Genomic DNA, 19,651 nt, shown 5'->3' with positions numbered 1-19,651 from the left:
TTTTCAGCGGATGGTTTCGAAGAAATCGGTGAGCGCGGCCAGGAAGGCAGCGCGCGATTGATGGTGCAGCCAGTGACTGGCACCGGGAAAGCGGACCAGGCGGTGGTTGGCGATGCAGGCGAGCCGGTCGGCTGCGGGTTCGGGAATCCAGCTATCCCCGCCATAGGCCAGCAGGGTGGGGCAGGCGATGGCCGCCAATATCTCGTCCAGGTCGACGCCATGGGCATCTTCCGGCGCGCGATTGCGGCAGGCGTCGTCATATTTCCAGCGCCAGCCACCATCGGTGGTCCGGGTCACGCCATGATGGGCGAGGTGGGCTATGGTTTCTGCGTCCACGCCAGGATTATGTTCGGCCATACGCGCAGCCGCTGCTGCAACGTCGGCGTAAATGCGGGCTGTGCGCTGCCGGTCGCGGCGCTGGCCGTCGATCCACTGGCGCAGGCGGATGGGATAGGATTTGGGCGCCTTGGCCTGATCGCGCATGATCGGCAGTTCGACCCCCTCGATGCTGCACAGCGATCGGACCTGTTCGGGGAAGGTGGCGGCGAAACGCAAAGCGATGTGGCCACCCATAGAATGGCCGACGAGATGGAGACTGCCGAGGCCGAGCGCATGGACGCAGTCGGCCAAGTCTAGCACATGATTGAAAAGAGCGTAGGAGCCGCGCCCGGTCCAGTCGCTGTCACCATGGCCGCGCAGATCGACGGCGACGACATAATGTCGGTCGGCCAGAGCGCTGGCGATCCAGTCCCAATTATGGGCATGGTCGAGCAGGCCATGGACCATCACGACCGGGGACGCCGTCGGATCGCCCCATGTCAGGACATGGCGGCGTGATCCGAGGATATCTATGAAGGCGGAATGGGGTGCGATCATGGGTCAGCCGACGACCGGCTGAGGCCGCAGCGCCCGGCGAAGTATCTTGCCGGTCGGCCCCTTAGGAAGTTCGTCCAGCACGGTGACCACGACGGGCACCTTGTAAGCGGCCAGGTGTTTGCGGCAATGGGCTAGCATCAGATCGGGTGTCGGGTGGCGGCCGGGTTGGAGCGCGACGAAGGCAACCGGGACTTCGCCCAGCGTTGCGTCCTCTTGTGCGATCACGGCCGCTTCCGCCACGCCAGGCACTTGGTAGAGGATTTCCTCTATGTCAGCGGGGTAGATGTTCTGGCCGCCGCGGATGATGACGTCCTTCTTTCGATCGACAATGTAGGCATAGCCGTCCGCATCCAGATGGCCGACGTCGCCAGTCCGCAGCCATCCGTCGCGCAGCGCCATAGCGCTGTCGAGCGGGGCGCGATAATAGCCCGCCATGACGTTCGGCCCGCGCACGACGATTTCGCCATTGACGCCGGTGGGGCAGGGGGCGCCACTATCGTCGACGATGGCCAGGTCCATGCCGTCCAGCACGCGGCCAATGGTGCGTTCTCTTTCCACCCCGCCATTACCGCCAAGCCGGACCTGGGTCAGGGTGACCAGCGCGGTGGCTTCGGTGAGGCCATAGCCAGTGAGCAACCGGACGTCCGGGGCCACGGTAAGCAGCCGCTGGAGCAGGGCGGACGGCACCGGCGCGCCGCCAGTCATGACGGTCCGCAAAGAACCGAGCGAATCGCGGCTGGCGGAGGGGTGATCGAGAATTTTCTGCAGCATCGTCGGCACGGCCGGCAGGAAGGTGCAGCGGTGCGCCGCGATGGCATCAATGCAGGTACCTGCGTCGAAGCGCGCGTGCAGGACCAGCGTGCAGCCGGTTACCAGCATCGCGTTGATGCACTGGTTGAGGCCAAAGGTGTTGTAGAGCGGCAGGGCGCACAGAATGACGCTTTCGCCGTCCAGCCCTAGCCAACCCGGCGTGCTATCATAATTGGCGGCGAGGTTGCCGGCGGACAGCATCACGCCTTTTGCCTTGCCCGTCGTGGCGCTCGTAAGGAGGAGCATGGCTACGTCCTCCGGCTGGAGCGGAACGGGCGCGGGCAGGGGCGCAGCGCGGTCCATCGCACGGGACAGCGACCGGCTGTTCGCGCCGTCCGCTGGTGTGTCTAGCAGGATCAGCGGGCAGCCCGTATCTGCGTCCAGCGTGTCGGCGAGGTCGCGGGTGGTGACGATATGATCGAGCGCGCAGCAGGCGACGGCGTGGCGGATTTCGCCCGCACGATAGAGAATGTTGATGGGCGTCACCACTGCGCCGAGTGCGAACAGTGCCTGCTGGGCCAGGATGAAATCGGGCGATGCGCGCAGCAACAGCCCGACATGGTCGCCATGGCCGATACCGAGCGCGGCAAGGCCCCCGGCCATGGCCCGCACATCCTGCGCCAGCCGGGCGAAGCTGTATGTCGCGCCTTCGAAGACCAGCGCCGTGCTGTCGGGCGATTCGGCGGCGAGGTCAAAGAGGCGGGCGGCGCGATTAGCCATGGGTCGCCTCGGCCAGGGCGGGCAAGGACAGACTATAGCTGGCGGTCGCCGTGCCGGCGAACAGGGCGTGCTTTTCCGTGGCACTGGCACCGGCGGTCAGCCGCTTGAAGGCATTCCAGAGCGTGCCGTAGGAATACATCGCCTTATCGACCGGGAAATTGCTTTCGAACATGCAGCGGTCCGCGCCGAACAGGGCGATGCATCGGTCGACATAGGGGCGCCATGCGTGGGCCAGTTCGACCGAGGAGGGCGGCGTGTCACGTTCATGCCAGCGTGCGCCGCAGATGATCATGCCGAAGCCGCCGATCTTGACCCGTACATTGGGGCAGCGGGAAAGGTCGGCCATGTCCTGCGACCAGCGCTGGAAATTCTCCTCCGCCTGCCCTTCATAGGGGCCGACGCCAATGATGCAGCCGATATGGTCGAGAATGATGGGCAGGCCGGGCATCGCCTGGGCTAGAGCCGTCAGTTCCGGGATCTGCCGGTGATAAAGCATCGCATCATAGACAAGACTTGCCGCCTGTACCCGCGCGAGCCCGGCTCGATAGGCCGGGTCGGCGAGCATCCCGGCGGGAGAAGGGCGCAGCACGATGCCGTCGGGAAAAAGCGCGTCACGGGACACGGAATGCCGGATGCCGCGCAGTCGGCCGTCTGCGGCGTCCGCATGGGCGGCCAGTACGTCCTCCACCGCATCGCCCAGCATCAGGTCGGCATGGGCGACGATGCCTGCGGCGACCGTGGTGGACGCGCCGCGTCGCGCGGCTTCTGCGGCGATGGCGGCGACCGCTTCGGTCTCGCCCACTGGCGCCAGATGGGCCGGCCCCTCAGCGCGATAGGCATAATGCGCCTGCACGAAGACGGTCGCGTCGATTCGGTGGCCTTCGCCCAGATCGGCCAGCAATTCGTTGAGCAGATAGGGGTTGCCCGCTTCTTCCCATAGGTGATGATGCGGATCAATGATCGGCAGGTCGGGATCAATGGCTTCTTCGCGGGCGCGGACCAGCCATGCCGGATTCGGCGCTGGATAGCGATAGCGGCCCGTCACGTCCAAACCCATATCCTGCCTCTCCATTCCGACTTTGCCCGATATTGTTTCGGATAATAGCAAAAAGCAATCTCCTTATTTCTTCCACATAATCGTCAATTCCGCTTGGGTATATGCCATTTTCATTCCTGATATAAAAATCCGACTAATCGTCGAATTATCTTGACTAGGGTCTGGAGCGCGGCATAACCAAGGCTACAACGCCGTTCACCGCTTCGAGCATGGGAATGGTGCTGGGATGAGGAATGCACTGATGGCACTAAGCAAGGTGGGGGTCGTTGCGACCGCCCAGACAGAATTTCGACCTGCCTGGAATAATGCCCAGCATATTGATTTGATCTCTTCGGTGGTCACGTCAGTATTCAAGGGTTCAGGCCTGACGATTGATGATGTGGATTTCATCATCGATTCCGGCAGCGACGTGCTCGACGGCCGGTCCATTTCCAACTGCGGATTCCTCGGTGCGCTCGGCGCGCATCACAAGGAAGAGGCGCGGGTTGAGGAAGACGGTCTTTGGGCAGCGCTCTATGGCGTGAACAAGATCCGTGCGGGCTCGTCTTCGGTCGGCCTGATCGTCGCCTACTCCAAGCCGTCGGAATCCAATGTCGATTTGTATTGGAACGCGCAGGTCGAGCCTTTCTATCAGCGGCCCGTCGGTTTCGGTCAGCGTGCCGCGAATGGCATCATGGCACAGCGCTATCTGGCTGAAACTGGTCTTTCGACCCGCGACTTGGCCGATCTGGTCGCGGACCGCTGGGCCGCCGCAGCGGCGTCCGGCAAGGTGTCGATCGACGCGCTGCCCGATGCCGATGCCATTCTGACCGCGAAGGAAGGAGCCGCCCCGCTAACCGAACTGATGTTCGCCCGGCCGGTCGACGGCGCCGTGGCCGTGCTGATCGCGCGGGAAGACATCGCCCGGCGGGTCAGCCGCAATCCGGCCTTCATCACCGGCATGGGCACGTCGATGGACACGCACAGCGTCGCTGCGCGTGAAGCCGGCCGACTGTCATCCGCCGCCACGGCCGCCGCCATGGCTTACCGCAATGCCGGCTGGACGTCGGCGAATGCGGACATTGCCGAAATCAGCGGATCGTCGGTAATCGGCGAATTGCTCGCGATCGAGGCGCTGGGTCTGGCGGAGGCGGGCAAGGGTCTGTCGGCCGCGCGCGACGGCAAGGTCGCGATCAACCGTTCGGGCGGTGCTTTGCCGGCCGATCCGATCATGGCGACCGGCCTCGTCCGACTGGCGGAAGCCAGTCGGCAACTGAGCCAGCCTGAAACGTCCAGCGGCGGCGCTCCCGGCCGCGCCATCGTCCACGGCGCCGGCGGCGTCGGCATGCAGAACAACTGCGTCTTCACTCTCGAGGTTTGATCATGGGCCGTCATGTTGGAATAGTAGGGGTCGGACAGACCCATCATGCACGCCGCCGGACCGATGTCAGCCAGGCGGGACTTGTGCGCGAAGCAGTGGACCGCGCGCTCGCGGACGCCAAGCTGAGCATGGAGGACATAGACACCGTCGTCGTCGCCACCGGCCCGGTCTTGTTCGCCGCAGTGAACCAGCCGGAAAAATGGGTGGTCGATGCGATCGGCGCGCAAGGCAAGTCGGTGGTCCGCCTGACCAGCGGCGGCGGCGCTGGTTTCGCCGGGGCGCTGGCTGGCTATTATCAGGTCGCGGGCGGCTTTTCCGAACGCACTTTAGTCGTCGCCTATGACAAGCTGTCCGAAGGGCAACTGCAATATTCGATCTCCACGCTGTACGATCCCTTCTGGGGCCGGGAGTTCGCGGTCGGCATCATGGGCTTTTCCGCCGCTTACTGGCGTGCGCGCATGGATGTGCTGGGCCATACGGAGGAAGCGGCGGCCATGGTCGCGGCCAAGAACCGCAAGAATGCGATTGCCAACCCCTATGCGCATGTGAAGAAGGAAGTCTCTGTTGAGGACGTCCTCAACTCCAAGCCGCTGTGCTGGCCGATCAAGCTGCTCGACGTACCGCCTATTTCGGACGGCGCGGCCGCGATCGTGTTGTCTTCCGAGAAGATGGCGCATCATTCGACCAGCCGTCCGGCCTGGATCAGGGGCATGGCCTATTGCTGCGAAGCGGACAATGCGCCCGAACGGTCGCTGATGCTGTCCGAGCCGCTGGCGATCGCCAGCCGCCAGGTCTATCGCGCCGCCGGAATCACCAATCCGCGCCGCCAGTTCGACGTGGTGGAAGTGCAGGAGCCTTATAGCTGCTTCGAGCTGAATTATTATGAAAGCCTGGGGCTGTGCCCGCCGGGACAGGCGGCCGACCTGATCGCGTCCGGAGCGACCCAACTGGATGGCGACATTCCGGTGAACCCGTCGGGCGGCTGCATGGGGGCCAACCCCATCGGCGCGGTCGGCGTCATTCGCCTGATCGAGGCGGCGACGCAGGTCATGGGCAAGAATGAAACCCACCAGATCAAGGATGCCAAGACCGCACTCGTCCAATCGGGTGGCGGTTGGGCCAATCTGCGCGGTTGCGCCGTTCTGAGCGCATAAGGAGAGACACGATGTTTTCCGCACCGGACAGTTATCCGATTGATCTGCCGACCTTCCACAGCGAGATCAACCTGCCCTATACGCTGACGCCCGGCCGCGCGGCGGGCACCTTCCTGGCGGAGGTCAAGAACCGCCGGATCGTCGCGTCGCGCTTCGCTTCGGGGCAGGTCGTCGCACCCGCGCAGGATTTCTCCTCAACTGGCGGAGAGGAACCCGAAGCCTTTGTCGAAGCGCCCCAGACCGGAGTGCTGACTGCCTTCACCCGCGTCGATGGCCAGGTCATCGGCTTCATCCGCTTGGACGGCTGCGACAATGATTTCCCGCACCGAATCCTGGCCGATCTGGACGATATTTCGATCGGTCAGCGGGTTGAGGCGGAATGGGACGACAGCGTCGAACAATCAATACTGGCTATCAAGGGCTTTCGGATCGCGCCGGATGCGCCCGTCGGCGCGGTCAAGCCGCTGGTCGCGACGGAAGAGCCGCTGGGCGTCATCCCCTATGCGATGAAGCTCGACTATGAACATGCTTATGGCCCCTATTACGGCCGCATGTTCGATGAGATTCGAGAAAATGGCCGCTTCATGGGCGTCCGATCGCCCGGCAGCGACGTCGCGCTGCTGCCGCCGCGCGAGATAGACGACGTCACCCACAGCCGCACCGGCACGTGGAAGGCGTGCGCCGACACCGGGACCATCCGCGGCTGTTCCATCATCAACATGGAAGTCTATGGCCAGACCCGCAAGGTGCCCTATGTCTATGCGGAGATTGTGCTGGACGGCGCATCCACCCGCATGATCCATGTGATCGAGATCGACAGCCTGGAGGAGGCCAAGGAGAAGATCAAGCCGGGCACCCGCGTCCGTGCCGTATGGACGCAGGGTGAGCGCAAGGGCCGGGTGTCCGACATCGAACGCTTCGAGGTTATCGAGGGGTGAGCCAATATCGTATCACTTCCCTTCGGCTAGGCGAGCTGTATCTGCCGCATGGCGGGTCGGTGATGCGCGATCCGATACATTGCTGGCTTGTCCGGGGTGAAGGCCGCACCATCCTGGTGGATAGCGGGATGGCCGACATCCTGACCATCCACAAGCGATTGCGGGTACAGGGCACAGGTGGCGGTCATCCGGCGCTGATCGCGGCGCTCGCCGGGGAGGGGCTGACGCCGACCGACATCAGCCATGTCGTACTGACCCATATGCATTTCGACCATGCCGACAATCTGGACCTGTTTCCCGACGCCTGCATTGTCGTACAGCGGGCCGAATTGCTGGCAGCGGTTGATCCGGTGCCTTCGCAGCGGGTCTTCTACTGGAAATCGACGCTCGACAACCTGATGGCGCGCAAGCGGCCGGCGCAACTGATGCTGCTGGACGGCGATCACGAGCTGTTTCCCGGCATCCGCCTGCTCTTCGTGCCCAGTCATACTGAGGGGATGCAGGTCGTCATTGTCGATACAGTAAAGGGCAGGGCGGCGATCGTGTCTGACCTGGGCGATCATTATCGCTATTGGTTCCCGGCGGACGCACGCGCCACCAGCCATCCGCAACGGTCGCTGACCGGCGCCTATCTGACCGGCAACATCCGCAGCGAGAGCGAGCGTGACTGGCAGCGAGCGATGCGCCGTGTGCAGGACAATAGCGACATCGTCATACCCGCTCATGATTTCCGTATTCCGCGCAACATTCCCGACGAATGGTTCGCGATCCCTGATTCTACCGACGGCGACCTGGCGCATGAACCGCCAGATCCGGCCGTTTCCGCATGAGGATGTCCCATGGCCTATAATACATTGCTCTACGACGTCAGCGACCGGATCGCGACGATCACGCTGAACCGGCCTGACGCGATGAACGCGACGACCGACGAACTTTATCAGGAATTGCAGGACTCGCTGGGCAAGGTTGCGGCCGACCGCGACGTCGGCTGCATCATCCTGACCGGCGCAGGTCGCGGCTTTTGCGCCGGCGCGGACCTCAAGGCGCGCAAGGACGACATGACGCCGCTGCAACGCCGCGCGCGGCATCGCTGGATCTTGAAGGATATATTGGAGCCGTTATTCCGCATCGAAAAGCCGGTGATCGCGGCGGTAAACGGCGCAGCGGCCGGTGCCGGGTTCAACATCGCGCTCGCCTGCGATTTTATCGTAGCGAGCGAGAATGCCAGCTTCATTCAGGCCTTCGCCCGCGTCGGGTTGGTTCCTGACCTGGGTGGCCTCTATTTGCTCGGCCGGGTGATCGGTATCAACAAGGCCAAGGAGCTTTGCTACACCGCGCGCAAGGTATCGGCGCAGGAAGCCGCTGACCTAGGCATCGTCAACCATGTCGTGCCGCATGACGAACTGCTGGAGCGCGCCCGCGCTATCGCCGCAAAGATCACCGCCGGATCGCCGACCGCTATCGGCATGACCAAGACGCTGTTGAACAAGGCCAGCAATTCCACCCTCGACCAGATGCTGGAATATGAAAGCTATGCCCAGACCGTCGCTTATCTGACCCCGGAATATGAGGAGGGCGTTCGGGCATTCCGCGAAAAGCGCGCGCCTGATTTCGCCGCGGCCGCAGCAAGGGGCTAAGATCATGGACTTCAGCTACAGTCCGCAGGAAGAGACGTTTCGCGCCGAGCTGCGCGCCTGGCTGGCCGACGCCCTGCCGGAGGGCTGGGGCGAGACGGTGTTCGAACCGGAGGATGAGGACGAACGAGCGATGTTCCGCCTCGCCTGGGAGAAAAAGTTGCATGCGGGTGGCTGGAGCGGGATAAACTGGCCGGTCGAATATGGCGGGCGCGGCGCCACGTTGGTCGAGCGGGCAATCTTTGCCGAGGAGATGGCGCGGGTTGGCGCCCCCGAAGGGCTGAACATCATCGGCCACAATCTTGCGGGATCGACGATCCTGCGCCATGGGACGGAGGCGCAGAAGCAATATTTTCTGCCCCGCATCCTGTCGTCAGAAGATGTGTGGTGCCAGGGCTTTTCGGAGCCGAACGCCGGGTCCGACCTGGCGTCGGTGCGCACGCGGGCCGAGCGGCGAGGCGACACGTTTATCGTCAACGGCCAGAAAATCTGGACCAGTTTCGCGCAATATTCGCAGTGGTGTTTCGCGCTGGTGCGCACGGACCCGGACGCGCCCAAGCATAAGGGTCTCAGCTTCCTGCTGATCGACATGAAGAGCCCCGGCATCTCGATCCGCCCGTTGCGGCAGATATCGGGTGAGTGCGAATTCAACGAGACCTTCTTCGACGATGTCGAGGTGCCGGTGGACAATATCGTCGGCGACATCAATGACGGCTGGCGGATCGCGATGACGACGCTGGCCTATGAGCGGGGGCCGGAAGATGCGCTCGGTCGCCAGATCCGCTTTAGCCAGGAACTGGACAAGCTGATCGACACGGTCGCTTCGACGTCGCGGGGCGCCGCCATGCTGATCGACGATCCGATCGTGCGGCAAAAGCTCGCGCGCTCCGTCACGGAAGTCGAGATCATGCGGCTGAATGCGGTGCGCACCTTCAGCAAATATCTAAACGGCGACGATCGGGGGCCGGATGCTTCCGTCATCAAGCTGTACTGGAGCCATGCGGCACAAAATATGTACGAGGCGGCGATGGACATATTGGGGCCGACGGCGCCGATCGCCGCGCCCGATCCGCTGAGCGCGGGTGGCGGGCGGTTCCAGTTGAGCTACCTCCAGTCCAAGGCCTTCACCATCTATTCCGGCTCTTCGGAAATCCAGCGTAACATCATCGGCGAGCGTATGCTCGGCCTGCCGCGTTAGGGGGACGGTGCCATGAATTTCGGCTTTAACGAAGAACAGAAGAGCCTGGGGGAAACGGTCGCCGCCTTGTTGGCCGACTTCCCCGCGCTGACCGGCCCTGACCCCGCCGAGGCGCGCGATTCGGCGGTCTGGCAGGCGCTGGCGGACCTTGGCCTGTTCGCCCTGCTGGTGCCGGAGGGGCATGGTGGCGTGGGGCTGGCGCTGGTCGATGTGGCACTGGCAATCGAGGCGCTAGGTGCAGGGCTTGCGCCGCCGATCGCCGCATCCACGCTGATCGCGACCGACATCATCGTTCGCGAAGGCACGGCAGTGCAGCAGGCATCTTTGCTGCCACGTATCGCGACGGGGGAATTGCGCATCGCACTCGCGGTGTTGGAGAATGGGCAAAGCTATGACCCCGACGCGGTACAAACCGTGATGGGTGGCAATGGCGTTACCGGATCGAAGATATTGGTGCCCGATGCGGATATCGCTGACCTGTTGATGGTGCTGGCGCGCGTCGATGGCGGTGTTGGGCTCGTTTTGGTCGCACGCGATGCGCGGGGCGTGTCTATCCGGCACCACGCCGATATTGATCCGTCGAGCGGCCTATGCGAAGTGACACTGGATGGCGCGGCGCTGATGGAAGGGGCGTTGGTCGGCCATGCGGGATCGGGCGACGTCGTGCCCCGCCTTATGGATGCGGCGGCGATTGTCTATGCCGGGATGGCGATGGGCATGGCCGCCAGGATGCTCGATGCGTCGGTCAACTATGCCAAGACGCGGGTCCAGTTCGGCCAGCCGATCGGCGCGTTCCAGTCGATCAAGCATCGCTGCGCCGACATGGCTGTGGCTGTAGAGGCGGGGCGCTCGGCCGCCTATTACGCCTTTTGGACCGCGGCGGAAAATGACCCCGATCGCAGCCGCGCCGCATCCATGGCCAAGGCTTATTGCGGTGAAGTCGCGCGCGATGTCTGCAACGAAACGGTGCAGATCCATGGCGGGATGGGATTCACCTGGGAACTGGGACTGCACCGCTTTTTACGCCGGGCCAAGGTACTGGAGCATGGCTTTGGTAATCATGTCTGGCATTATGAACGGATCATGGCGGAAACGCTGGCGGCGCAGGCGGCCGGCGGCAAAGCCCAGGTGGCTTGAAGAACAGGCCCTTCATCATATGGTATGGACAGGATGAGCGAACAATTGCTGCGTGACATCGAGATATTGGCTGACCTGTTCATGTCCGGCGGCTGGACCGAGTTGCGGGTCGAAAGCGATGCGATCAGCCTGCTGCTGTCGAAGGACAAGGCGACGCTGTCGCTGGACGGGGTGCAGCAGCCAGCCGCGCCGATTGCAGCGGTGCCACCGGCTGTCGCTGCGTCAAAGGTCGCCCCGGAGCCCGTCGCTACGGGCGCAAGCGCTGGCCCGATTGATGCGGCGTGGACTGCGGTGAACGCACCCAATCTGGGCACCTTTTACCGTTCGCCCAAGCCCGGCTCCCCGCCCTTTGTGGAGGTCGGGCAGCGGGTTGAGGCGCACACCGAACTTTGTCTGATCGAGGTGATGAAGCTCTTTACATCGGTCAAGGCGGGAATTGCCGGAACCCTCCGACACGTCGCCGTGGCCGACGCCGATCTGGTCGAGGGCGGACAACCGCTCTTCTACATCGCGTGCGACTAGGTCTGCACCCAAACATCCTGAAAGACGCGCCGGACGGCTGCGGGAGAGTATAAGCAAATGGCTCATATCGAATTTCTCGACGAAACGATGCGCGATGGGCAGCAGAGCCTGTGGGGTCTACGGATGCGTGCGGGCATGGCGCTGCCGGTATCACCGCTGATCGACAAGACCGGGTTCAAGACGATCGACCTGACCGGCGGCGGCATGCTTGACGTGCTAACGCGCTATTGTCAGGAAAATTACTGGGAAGGTCTGGACCTGCTGGTCGCCTCCATGCCCAATACGCCGCTGCGGGCAGGACTGCGTGCCAATGCCAACGTCACCTTCAGCGTTAGCCCGCGCGCGCTGATGGACCTGTGGGTCCGTCGCCTGTGCGCGCATGGCGTACGGTCCTTCTGGATCTACGACGTCTTATTCGGCTTCGACAATATGCTGCGCCTGGCCAAGGTTGCCAAGGAAAGCGATGCCTGGGTGGCGGCCGCCGTCATGTTCGCGCTTTCGCCTGTCCACACCGACGCATATTATGCGGAAAAGGTGCGCGTGCTGGCCGCCAGCCCGGACGTCGACAGCATTCTGCTCTATGATACGGCCGGGGTGCTGGAAAAGGAGCGGCTGCAAACGCTGATGCCCGGCATCGTCGCGGCGGCCAATGGCAAACCGATCGAATTCCACGCCAACAATCTGCTGGGCCAAACCGCCAAGGCCTATCTTGACGCGGTGGACCTGGGCGTGTCCGTCCTCCACACGGCGAGCAAGCCGATGGCGAACGGCCCATCCGTGCCCGCGACCGAGACGATGGTGCGCAATATCGAGTTGAAGGGGCATACCCATAATCTGAATACCAGCCTGTTACAGCCGGTTGCCGATCATTTCCGCGCGGTCGGCAAGGCGGCGGGCTTCCTGGTCGATCAATATGCTGAATATGACATTTTCTCGATCGAGCATCAGATTCCCGGCGGGATGATGGGCACGTTCAAGGCGCAACTGGCCATGCACAATATGACCGACCGGATCAGCGACGTGCTGGCGGAGGTAGCGACGGTGCGCCGGGAATTGGGCTATCCCGGCATGGCGACACCGTTCAGCCAACTGGTCGGCATCCAGGCGGTCCTCAACATCGTCACCGGCCAGCGCTATGGCACGGTGCCGGACGAGGTCGTGCAATATGCTGCGGGCTTCTATGGCGATACCGTCGCGCCGATCGACGCCAATGTGCTGGACCGCATCATGGGCAGCGCACGGGCAAAGGAAGTGTTGGACAATCCCCCGCCTGACCCGGACCTGGCCGAACTGATGAAGCAATATGGCACGCAGGATGAGGATGAACTGATCCTGCGCGCCACAGTGCCGCAGGCGGACATTGACAAGATGCGCGCGGCGGGACCAGTGCGCCGCGACTATCCATTACTGTCGTCGCCCGAACTGGAACAGATGCGTAAGCTGATGCAAGTCGCCACCATGCCGGTGGTGGAACTCAAGTCCGCCGGCCTCAACCTGAGCCTGCGCCGCGACGGCTGATGCGGCGCTATGTCGTGACGCCCGGCGGCGGGGCAGATGGATTGCGGATCGAGACCGTCGCACCATTGCAGCCGGGGCGAGGCCAGGTGCTGGTGGCGATGCAGGCGGCATCGCTCAACCACGCCCAAATAGGGAGCGGAGGTCGGGCGGCTGACTGGTGGGCGCGGCATCGACACCGTGGTCGAGGTCAGCGGCCCCGGCACGCTCGCCTGATCGACCGCGTCTTTGGCTTCGACGAGGCGGCCGCCGCCTTTGCCTATCTCCAGTCGGCCGCGCATTTCGGCAAGGTTGTCATCCGCATCGCAAACTGACGCTTTTCACCGCGCCAGATACCCGCCATCGACGGGATAATAGGTGCCGGTCATGAAACTGGCCAGCGGCGAAACCAGGAAGCAGACGGCGGCGGCTATCTCCTCTGGCTGCGCGATGCGACCGAGCGCATGTAGGGCCGCAATCTCCCCCATCTTCCCGCGCGTCGCCTGCTGGAGCAGCGGCGTTTCGACATAACCTGGTCCTACCGCATTCACACGGATGCCCATCGGCGCACCCTCTAGCGCGGCCGCCTTGGTCAAGCCGACGATGGCATGCTTACAGCTGGTATAAGCAGCCGCGCCAGCGGCCGCGACGGCGGACATGACCGATCCGATATTGACGATCGCGCCGCCGCCGGCATCGCACATTGCTGGAATCTGCGCTTTGAGGCTCAGAAACACGCCGTCCATATTGACCGACGCGACCCGCCGCCATTCCGCGAAGTCGAGTTCGCTGATCGGGGTGTGGGTGCTGGTTACGCCGGCATTGTTGACCGCAATGTGGAGCGCGCCGAACTGCTGTTTCGCAAAGTCCACCATGGCGAAACAGGACATTTCGTCCGCCGTGTCTGCCTTCGTGCCAACTGCGTTCGGGCCGAGCGTGGCGGCCAGCGCCAGCGCAGCGTCGCCGTTAAGATCGGCGATCACGACCTTGGCTCCGGCAGCGAGCAGGGCCTCCACGCAGGCCTTGCCGATACCCGATGCGCCGCCGGTCACCAAGGCGACCTTGTCGGTCAGATCAATGCCGATCATGCTCTCTGCCTTATCGTTGGATCTTCGTTTACCAGTTCGAGGATGAAGTCCTCTATCGCCCGGTTCACCCGTCGCGGGTTGCTGAGGTTCACCGCATGTGGCCCGCCCGGCACCAGCGTCACCACCCGCGGATCGGGCACGCCCTGCGCCGTCAGCAATCCTAGTTCGTGCGAGGTGGCCAGGTCGGCAAGGCCGTGGATCACCGCGACAGGCACGGTGACGTCTGCCAGACGGTGGAAGAGAGGATCTATCGTCGCGAGCGCACCTGTGGCGTCGCGCACCTGCTCTTTAGTCATGCGTGACCAGGCTTCATGCCAATAGCTGTGATCGACGCCCGGCCCCAGGATAAAGCTGCCGAGGAAGGCCAGCTTTTCCGGGTCGGGTCCGTTGGCGATCCAGTCGGCGATCTGGCGGGGAAATGTGTCGTCATCGCTCTTGGGTGCTTCGCCCGCCTGGGTCGAAAGCTGTACCAGGCCATGGAACCGCTCAGGCGCGAGCAGGGCGGCACGCATGCCGACAAGGCCCCCTTGGCTCATACCGACGTGGATCACTTTGGTCAGGCCCAGCGCGTCCATCATCGCTAGCATGTCGCGCGCCGAATCCCAATAATCGAACGGGCCTTCCCATATGGTGTCGCCATGCGCCCGCGCGTCCCAGGCTATACAGCGCCAGCGGCTGGCGAAATGATCGAACTGCGGCGCGAACATCGACCTGTTCATCATATAGCCGTGGCTGAACAGGATCGCGGTTCCGCCGCCGCCGGTATCGTCCAACGCGATGATCGCGCCTGTGGGCAGGGATAGTTTCTGCATGTCGCTTTCTCCCGATCGCATCATATCGCCGATATGCCGCCATCCACCATATGGCAGGCACCGTTGACATAGGTGGAAGCGTCCGACAGCAGATAGGCGGCGGCCCTTGCGACCTCCGCCATCTGGCCAAAGCGGCGGCTGGGGATTGCCGCCATGCGTGCTTTGGCGCGGTCGGACGGCGCACCGGGTTTGCTGCCCATGATCGCGTCGATCATCCGTCCGTCAAGCGGACCGGGGCAGAGTGCATTGACGCGCAGGCCCGCCGGTCCATAGTCGATTGCGGCGCAGCGGGTGAGGCCGATCACGGCATGTTTGCTCGCGACATAGGCGCCCATACCGGCCGCGCCCTTGACGCCCGCCGTGCTGGCGATGTTGACGATCGCTCCGCCGGGCGTGCGCATGTGAGGCACGCCATGTTTCATGCCAAGGAACAGGCCGGTCACGTTGACGTCCATCACCTTGCGGAACAGCGCGGTGTCGAGCGCGGCGATCGGCGTCGCCGCATTCTCAATCGCCGCGCCATTGACCAGGCCGTCGAGCGGCGCCTCCAGCGTATCGAAGGCACGGATCATCGCGGCCTCGTCCACGACGTCGGCGACGATGGTGCGCAGGCGCGACGGGCCGGCCATGGCATCGAGCGCGGCGGCATCCCGGTCGATCGCCAGCACATGCGCGCCAAGATCGAGCAGCAGGCTTGTCATGGCCGCACCCAGTTCGCCAGCCGCCCCGACAAGAGCGATATGGCGACCGTCGAGGTCGATAAGGGGGCGGCCCGTCATGATGCGAAGGTCGCAAGATAGCGTTGGGTCAGCGCCGCATCATAAGCGCTATGCTGATCCAGTTGCGCTTGCCAGTCGATGTCCGTCTCGATTGGATCGCCGGTCGCCAGATGGCGAATTTGGTTGAAATAATAAGCGATGGTCGCCTGCGCCTCCGTCCCCGGCTGATCGTCCGGGGAGGGCAGGCGATCAATACGACCGTCCAGCAGCGCTTCGATAAGGCCAGCGTCGAGGCAGAGCGGGCGGGCAATGCCGACAGCATCGAGCGCGCCCGTTTCCAGCGCCTGCGCCATGGCGGAGCGGCTGCGAAAACCGCCGGTGACCGCGAGCGGGACGGAGACATGCGGCCGAAGCCGTGCGGCGAAATCGAGGAAATAGGCTTCGCGCACGATGGTCGATTCTTTTTTGAGCAGCGTGCCGTCCTGTTCGCGCCCCACCATGACTTGCGATTCATAGCTGCCGCCCGAAATCTCCAGCAGGTCGATGCCTGCCGCGCAAAGCCAGTGGACGATCTGGATCGATTCCTCTTCGGTCAGACCGCCTTTCTGGAAATCGGCGCTGTTGAGCTTGACCGAGACGGGGAAGTCGGGGCCGGTTGCCGCGCGAATGGCGCTGACGATGTCGAGCAGCAGCCGCGCCCGGTTATCTAGACTGCCGCCCCAATCGTCGTCGCGCTTGTTGGTCAGGGGGCTGAGGAACTGGGACAGGAGATAGCCATGCGCGGCATGAACCTGCACGCCCGTGAAGCCCGTGTCGCGGGCCGTGACGGCGACATGGACGAAGCGACGCTGGATGTCTCCGATTTCCGCGACGCTCAGTGCGCGGCACATGCCTGCGCCGCCCACCAAGGGTATGGCGGATGGCGCGACGAAAGTGTCAGGTGACGCACCCGCCTGGCGTCCGGGATGGTTGATCTGCATCCAGATATGGGTGCCATTCTCACGCCCTGCGGCGGCATAGGCGGCAAGTTGTTCCCGCCCGCCATTGCCGTCGATCGCAACATTGCCGGGTCGCTCGACGAAGCGCCGGTCGATCTGGACGTTGCCGGTCAACAGCAGGCCTGCGCCGCCCCGCGCCCAGCGGCCGTAGAGCGCGGCATGATCGTCGGTCGCGCGATTGTCCGGCGTGCCGATGCCTTCCGTCATAGCGCCTTTGACGATACGGTTTTTGAGCACGGTGCCGCAGGGCAGGGTCAACGGATATGTAAGGGCGGGGGGCATGATCTTTTCTTCCCTAGCGGATGTAACGGCGGACATAATCGCGGCCCAGGCCGACTTTCTCGAAATGGGCGGCGCTCTGTTCGATGCGGGTGAAGACATTGGACTGGCCGACGGGCCGGTCGTCATCGTCCAGTTCGATCAACGACCCAGCGATCCAGAACAGCGTTTCCGATCCACCGGGCAGCCCGATCAGCGTATGGGTGTCGCCGGCCGGCTCCAGCAGATAGTGGCCGGCGGTGGCGATCCAGTCGCGCTCCCGATAACGCCATTGGCCCGACAGGACATAAGCCTGGACCGGGCAGGCATGGGCGTGGCGGCTGATCTTGCCCTCCGCCCGGATGCGAGTGACATTGGCCCATGCGCCCGACACAGTGTCAAACATCAACGGGCGCATCCATACGCCATCCATGGCGGCGGGCACCCATTCGCGCTCGTCTTGGCTGCTGGTTTTCAGCAGCAATTCGCTGTGCCGAAAAGCTCCGGCGGGATGGTCAGGTGTCATTTCGCCTCCTGTGGCAGCGCATAGGCGTGGAAGGTGCGGCCGAGCGGAAAGGATTGCGACGTGACATGGCCGGTGGCGGCGATGACCACGAACTGCCGTCCGGTGCGGGGTCCGACATAGGTCATGGGATTGGCGTTGCCGCTGGCGGGCATTCGCACCGACCACAGTTCCTTGCCCGTATCCGTCGCGAACGCGCGGAAAGCACGTTCCTTCACGCCCCCAAAGAAGATTAGGCCGCTGCGCGTGACCAGCGTGCCGCCGAAACCGGGCATCCCCATGCGGACCGGCAGGCCGACTTCCAGCCCTAGCGGGCCGCTGTCGCGCACCGTGCCGACGGGTCGCTGCCAAGCGATCTTGCGCGTCGTCATGTCGATCGCGGTCATGCGGCCGTAGGGCGGCGCGAGACAGAGCGTGCCGAGCGGGCTGGTGAAGCCGCGCAGCCGCGCGGCATAGGGGGTGCCCGCCATGGGCAGCGGCGCGGCGAAATCGGTGGCGTTATGGCTCGCCCTCGGTCCCTTACCGCCGCGCGCTGCAGCGCGCGGGACCAATTGCATCAGGGTGGGATAATAGATGCTGTTGACCATCAGCAGCCGTCGTTCGGGATCATAGGATACCCCGCCCCAATTCATGCCCCCGCCCAGGCTGGGGTAGAGCAGGGATTCGGTCAGCCCTGGCGGCGTGTTGGGGCCGTCATAGCGCAGCTTGCGGAAATGAATGCGGCACCACAATTGGTCGATAGGGGTGATGCCCCACATGTCGCGCTCGCTGATTCGACGACCCGCGAGAGAGGGCATGCCGACCGAGAAAGGCTGGGTGGGGGAGAGGCGTTCTTCCGGTACCTTGCCTGCCTGCGGCGCCGGCAGTTCGCGGACCTCGGCCAGGGGCTTACCGCTGCGGCGGTCGAGCAGGAATAGTTCGCCGCGCTTGGTTGGCTGGACCAGCGCAGGGATCGTGCCGCCGGATGCAGGCAGGTCGATCAGGGTCGGTTGCGAGGCGACGTCATAGTCCCACAGGTCGTGATGCGCGGTCTGGAAGGACCAGCGCACCGCACCGGTAGCGACATCCAGCGCGACGACGGAGCTGCTGTATTTCTCGCTCTGCGCGGAGCGATAGGTGCCGAAATGATCCGGCGTCGCATTGCCGGTGGGGACGAATACCAGGCCCAGCTTTGCGTCGGCGCTCATCGGCGCCCAACTGTTGGGCGTGGAGCGGGTATAGGTGTCGCCTGGCGGCGGTCCATGCATATTGTTAGGGTTACCCATGTCCCAGGCCCAACGCAGCGCGCCGGTGATTACGTCATAGCCGCGCACCACGCCCGACGGCTCGTCCGTGCTGACATTGTCCGCGACCCAGCCGCCCAGCACGATCACGTCGCCGATGATCACCGGCGCCGAGCTGACGTAATAGAGGCCGGGCGCGGTGCGTCCCATGCCCTGATTGAGATCGACAAAGCCGCGTTGGCCAAAGCCGGGGCAGGGTCTCCCGGTGGCACTGTCGAGTGCGATCAACTGCGCGCAGTAGGTTGCGGTGATAACGCGGCGCGGGCATGGGGCGGGCGCTGCTGCGCCGCCATCATGATAGGCGACGCCGCGACAGGTCCGCACCGCCGACCCGCCCTTCGGATCGACCCTTGGGTCGAAGCGCCAGAGCTGCTTGCCAGTTTCCGGGTCGAGCGCGAAGACGATGTTAGTCTGGGTGCAAAGCAGCAGTTTGCCGTCCACCATCAGCGGCGTGGATTGCAGCGGGCTGGGGACGGGCGCGCTCATCGGGTCGTGGCCGGTGTCGAAGGTCCAGGCGAGTTGCAGCTTTCTGACATTGGCTGGCGTGATCTGCGTAAGTGGCGAAAAGCGCGTGCCTGCGGTATCGCGCCCCCAGGCTGGCCATTGGCCGGGATCGCCGGGAATGGCGATCGGGGTGTTGGTCCGGCCGGAGAGGGCCGCTATCTCCATGGGCGATTGGAGTGCGCAGCCGAGGATCAGCAGGAAGCTGGCAAAGCCGACCAGCCCCGCCGCAATCGCACCTTTGCCCACCCGGCGGCGGATGAAGGACAGCAGAAAAGCAAGGGCGAACAGCGCCGGGCCGACGATCCGGGCGGTCAACTGCCAGCCATCCAACCCGACTTCGCACAGTGCCCAGACGATCGTGACGGCCAGGAACAGCGCATAGAGCCATCCGGACCGGCGGTCGCCGCGCCACAGCCAGTAACCGCTCAGCGCCACTGCGCTCCCGCCCGGCAGGTAATAAGGCGATCCGCCCAGCCAGATCAGATGTGCCCCGCCCGCAGCCACGATCAGTCCGATGATCAGCAGCAGCGCGGCGACAAGGCGGACCGGCCAGATCATGACCGGGG

The 19,651-nt window shown here is 64.0% G+C and carries 19 protein-coding genes; 10 read left to right on the top strand and 9 right to left on the bottom strand.

Features of this window, described 5'->3' with window-relative positions; translation table 11 throughout:
• Positions 1 to 3: 3 nt before the first annotated feature.
• The 3 genes from J2W40_RS04305 to J2W40_RS04295 are packed head-to-tail and all read right to left on the bottom strand — an operon-like array spanning position 4 to position 3,463.
• Complete coding sequence (locus tag J2W40_RS04305) at positions 4 to 876, bottom strand: alpha/beta fold hydrolase (RefSeq protein ID WP_310222154.1); 873 nt, start codon at positions 874 to 876, stop codon at positions 4 to 6.
• A gap of 3 nt (positions 877 to 879) precedes the next feature.
• A complete protein-coding gene (locus J2W40_RS04300; protein ID WP_310222153.1) occupies positions 880 to 2,406 on the bottom strand; it encodes a class I adenylate-forming enzyme family protein in 1,527 nt (508 codons plus the stop codon).
• The gene (locus tag J2W40_RS04295) at positions 2,399 to 3,463 is read right to left on the bottom strand and encodes an amidohydrolase family protein (protein WP_310222152.1); all 1,065 of its coding nucleotides are present in this window, start codon (positions 3,461 to 3,463) and stop codon (positions 2,399 to 2,401) included. Before J2W40_RS04295 ends, J2W40_RS04300 begins: the two co-directional genes overlap by 8 nt.
• Positions 3,464 to 3,704: 241 nt before the next feature.
• Between J2W40_RS04295 and J2W40_RS04290 the strand changes: the two genes are divergently transcribed.
• The 10 genes from J2W40_RS04290 (at position 3,705) to J2W40_RS04245 (ending at position 13,235) form a co-directional block, all read left to right on the top strand.
• The gene (locus J2W40_RS04290) at positions 3,705 to 4,823 is read left to right on the top strand and encodes a thiolase C-terminal domain-containing protein (protein WP_310222151.1); all 1,119 of its coding nucleotides are present in this window, start codon (positions 3,705 to 3,707) and stop codon (positions 4,821 to 4,823) included.
• A gap of 2 nt (positions 4,824 to 4,825) precedes the next feature.
• Positions 4,826 to 5,977, top strand: a complete 1,152-nt coding sequence (locus J2W40_RS04285; protein ID WP_310222150.1) for a thiolase C-terminal domain-containing protein — start codon at positions 4,826 to 4,828, stop codon at positions 5,975 to 5,977.
• An 11-nt stretch (positions 5,978 to 5,988) separates the two neighbouring features.
• Positions 5,989 to 6,915: an OB-fold nucleic acid binding domain-containing protein gene (locus J2W40_RS04280; protein WP_310222149.1), complete on the top strand. Its 927-nt coding sequence runs from the start codon at positions 5,989 to 5,991 to the stop codon at positions 6,913 to 6,915.
• Between the two features lie 62 nt (positions 6,916 to 6,977).
• Positions 6,978 to 7,745 (top strand): N-acyl homoserine lactonase family protein, encoded by a 768-nt coding sequence (locus tag J2W40_RS04275; RefSeq protein WP_310222148.1) that lies wholly within the window; start codon positions 6,978 to 6,980, stop codon positions 7,743 to 7,745.
• Between the two features lie 9 nt (positions 7,746 to 7,754).
• Positions 7,755 to 8,552, top strand: coding sequence for an enoyl-CoA hydratase/isomerase family protein (locus J2W40_RS04270; protein WP_310222147.1), 798 nt, complete (start codon positions 7,755 to 7,757; stop codon positions 8,550 to 8,552).
• A gap of 4 nt (positions 8,553 to 8,556) precedes the next feature.
• On the top strand, positions 8,557 to 9,747 hold the full coding sequence (locus J2W40_RS04265; protein ID WP_310222146.1) for an acyl-CoA dehydrogenase: 1,191 nt from the start codon (positions 8,557 to 8,559) through the stop codon (positions 9,745 to 9,747).
• Positions 9,748 to 9,759: 12 nt separating this feature from the next.
• On the top strand, positions 9,760 to 10,884 hold the full coding sequence (locus tag J2W40_RS04260; RefSeq protein ID WP_310222145.1) for an acyl-CoA dehydrogenase family protein: 1,125 nt from the start codon (positions 9,760 to 9,762) through the stop codon (positions 10,882 to 10,884).
• Positions 10,885 to 10,917: 33 nt separating this feature from the next.
• Complete coding sequence (locus tag J2W40_RS04255) at positions 10,918 to 11,406, top strand: acetyl-CoA carboxylase biotin carboxyl carrier protein (RefSeq protein ID WP_310222144.1); 489 nt, start codon at positions 10,918 to 10,920, stop codon at positions 11,404 to 11,406.
• A 57-nt stretch (positions 11,407 to 11,463) separates the two neighbouring features.
• Complete coding sequence (locus tag J2W40_RS04250) at positions 11,464 to 12,924, top strand: pyruvate carboxylase (RefSeq protein WP_310222143.1); 1,461 nt, start codon at positions 11,464 to 11,466, stop codon at positions 12,922 to 12,924.
• Complete coding sequence (locus tag J2W40_RS04245; protein ID WP_310222142.1) at positions 12,924 to 13,235, top strand: zinc-binding dehydrogenase; 312 nt, start codon at positions 12,924 to 12,926, stop codon at positions 13,233 to 13,235. The genes J2W40_RS04250 and J2W40_RS04245 overlap by 1 nt, the downstream gene beginning before the upstream one ends.
• Before the next feature lie 6 nt (positions 13,236 to 13,241).
• Here the strand turns inward: J2W40_RS04245 and J2W40_RS04240 are convergent, their stop codons facing one another.
• Genes J2W40_RS04240 through J2W40_RS04215 form a run of 6 tightly spaced genes read right to left on the bottom strand, consistent with a single transcriptional unit; the run spans position 13,242 to position 19,643 of the window.
• Complete coding sequence (locus J2W40_RS04240) at positions 13,242 to 13,988, bottom strand: SDR family NAD(P)-dependent oxidoreductase (RefSeq protein WP_310222141.1); 747 nt, start codon at positions 13,986 to 13,988, stop codon at positions 13,242 to 13,244.
• Entirely contained in the window at positions 13,985 to 14,800 is an 816-nt protein-coding gene (locus J2W40_RS04235; RefSeq protein ID WP_310222140.1) for an alpha/beta fold hydrolase, read from the bottom strand. The genes J2W40_RS04240 and J2W40_RS04235 overlap by 4 nt, the downstream gene beginning before the upstream one ends.
• 20 nt (positions 14,801 to 14,820) lie before the next feature.
• On the bottom strand, positions 14,821 to 15,579 hold the full coding sequence (locus J2W40_RS04230) for an SDR family NAD(P)-dependent oxidoreductase (RefSeq protein WP_310222139.1): 759 nt from the start codon (positions 15,577 to 15,579) through the stop codon (positions 14,821 to 14,823).
• Complete coding sequence (locus J2W40_RS04225) at positions 15,576 to 16,799, bottom strand: NADH:flavin oxidoreductase/NADH oxidase family protein (protein WP_310222138.1); 1,224 nt, start codon at positions 16,797 to 16,799, stop codon at positions 15,576 to 15,578. Before J2W40_RS04225 ends, J2W40_RS04230 begins: the two co-directional genes overlap by 4 nt.
• A 13-nt stretch (positions 16,800 to 16,812) precedes the next feature.
• Positions 16,813 to 17,301, bottom strand: a complete 489-nt coding sequence (locus tag J2W40_RS04220; RefSeq protein WP_310222137.1) for a 2,4'-dihydroxyacetophenone dioxygenase family protein — start codon at positions 17,299 to 17,301, stop codon at positions 16,813 to 16,815.
• Entirely contained in the window at positions 17,298 to 19,643 is a 2,346-nt protein-coding gene (locus J2W40_RS04215) for a membrane-bound PQQ-dependent dehydrogenase, glucose/quinate/shikimate family (RefSeq protein WP_310222136.1), read from the bottom strand. The genes J2W40_RS04220 and J2W40_RS04215 overlap by 4 nt, the downstream gene beginning before the upstream one ends.
• Between the last annotated feature and the right edge of the window lie 8 nt (positions 19,644 to 19,651).

This window comes from Sphingobium xenophagum (assembly GCF_031457465.1).
GTDB lineage: Bacteria > Pseudomonadota > Alphaproteobacteria > Sphingomonadales > Sphingomonadaceae > Sphingobium > Sphingobium xenophagum_A.
This window is presented reverse-complemented; position numbering and strand designations above follow the sequence as displayed.

Coding starts and splice junctions, on each gene's coding strand:
- J2W40_RS04305 (WP_310222154.1), bottom strand. CDS start 876: ATGATCGCACCCCATTCCGCCTTCATAGATATCCTCGGATCACGCCGC.
- J2W40_RS04300 (WP_310222153.1), bottom strand. CDS start 2,406: ATGGCTAATCGCGCCGCCCGCCTCTTTGACCTCGCCGCCGAATCGCCC.
- J2W40_RS04295 (WP_310222152.1), bottom strand. CDS start 3,463: ATGGGTTTGGACGTGACGGGCCGCTATCGCTATCCAGCGCCGAATCCG.
- J2W40_RS04290 (WP_310222151.1), top strand. CDS start 3,705: ATGGCACTAAGCAAGGTGGGGGTCGTTGCGACCGCCCAGACAGAATTT.
- J2W40_RS04285 (WP_310222150.1), top strand. CDS start 4,826: ATGGGCCGTCATGTTGGAATAGTAGGGGTCGGACAGACCCATCATGCA.
- J2W40_RS04280 (WP_310222149.1), top strand. CDS start 5,989: ATGTTTTCCGCACCGGACAGTTATCCGATTGATCTGCCGACCTTCCAC.
- J2W40_RS04275 (WP_310222148.1), top strand. CDS start 6,978: ATGCGCGATCCGATACATTGCTGGCTTGTCCGGGGTGAAGGCCGCACC.
- J2W40_RS04270 (WP_310222147.1), top strand. CDS start 7,755: ATGGCCTATAATACATTGCTCTACGACGTCAGCGACCGGATCGCGACG.
- J2W40_RS04265 (WP_310222146.1), top strand. CDS start 8,557: ATGGACTTCAGCTACAGTCCGCAGGAAGAGACGTTTCGCGCCGAGCTG.
- J2W40_RS04260 (WP_310222145.1), top strand. CDS start 9,760: ATGAATTTCGGCTTTAACGAAGAACAGAAGAGCCTGGGGGAAACGGTC.
- J2W40_RS04255 (WP_310222144.1), top strand. CDS start 10,918: ATGAGCGAACAATTGCTGCGTGACATCGAGATATTGGCTGACCTGTTC.
- J2W40_RS04250 (WP_310222143.1), top strand. CDS start 11,464: ATGGCTCATATCGAATTTCTCGACGAAACGATGCGCGATGGGCAGCAG.
- J2W40_RS04245 (WP_310222142.1), top strand. CDS start 12,924: ATGCGGCGCTATGTCGTGACGCCCGGCGGCGGGGCAGATGGATTGCGG.
- J2W40_RS04240 (WP_310222141.1), bottom strand. CDS start 13,988: ATGATCGGCATTGATCTGACCGACAAGGTCGCCTTGGTGACCGGCGGC.
- J2W40_RS04235 (WP_310222140.1), bottom strand. CDS start 14,800: ATGCAGAAACTATCCCTGCCCACAGGCGCGATCATCGCGTTGGACGAT.
- J2W40_RS04230 (WP_310222139.1), bottom strand. CDS start 15,579: ATGACGGGCCGCCCCCTTATCGACCTCGACGGTCGCCATATCGCTCTT.
- J2W40_RS04225 (WP_310222138.1), bottom strand. CDS start 16,799: ATGCCCCCCGCCCTTACATATCCGTTGACCCTGCCCTGCGGCACCGTG.
- J2W40_RS04220 (WP_310222137.1), bottom strand. CDS start 17,301: ATGACACCTGACCATCCCGCCGGAGCTTTTCGGCACAGCGAATTGCTG.
- J2W40_RS04215 (WP_310222136.1), bottom strand. CDS start 19,643: ATGATCTGGCCGGTCCGCCTTGTCGCCGCGCTGCTGCTGATCATCGGA.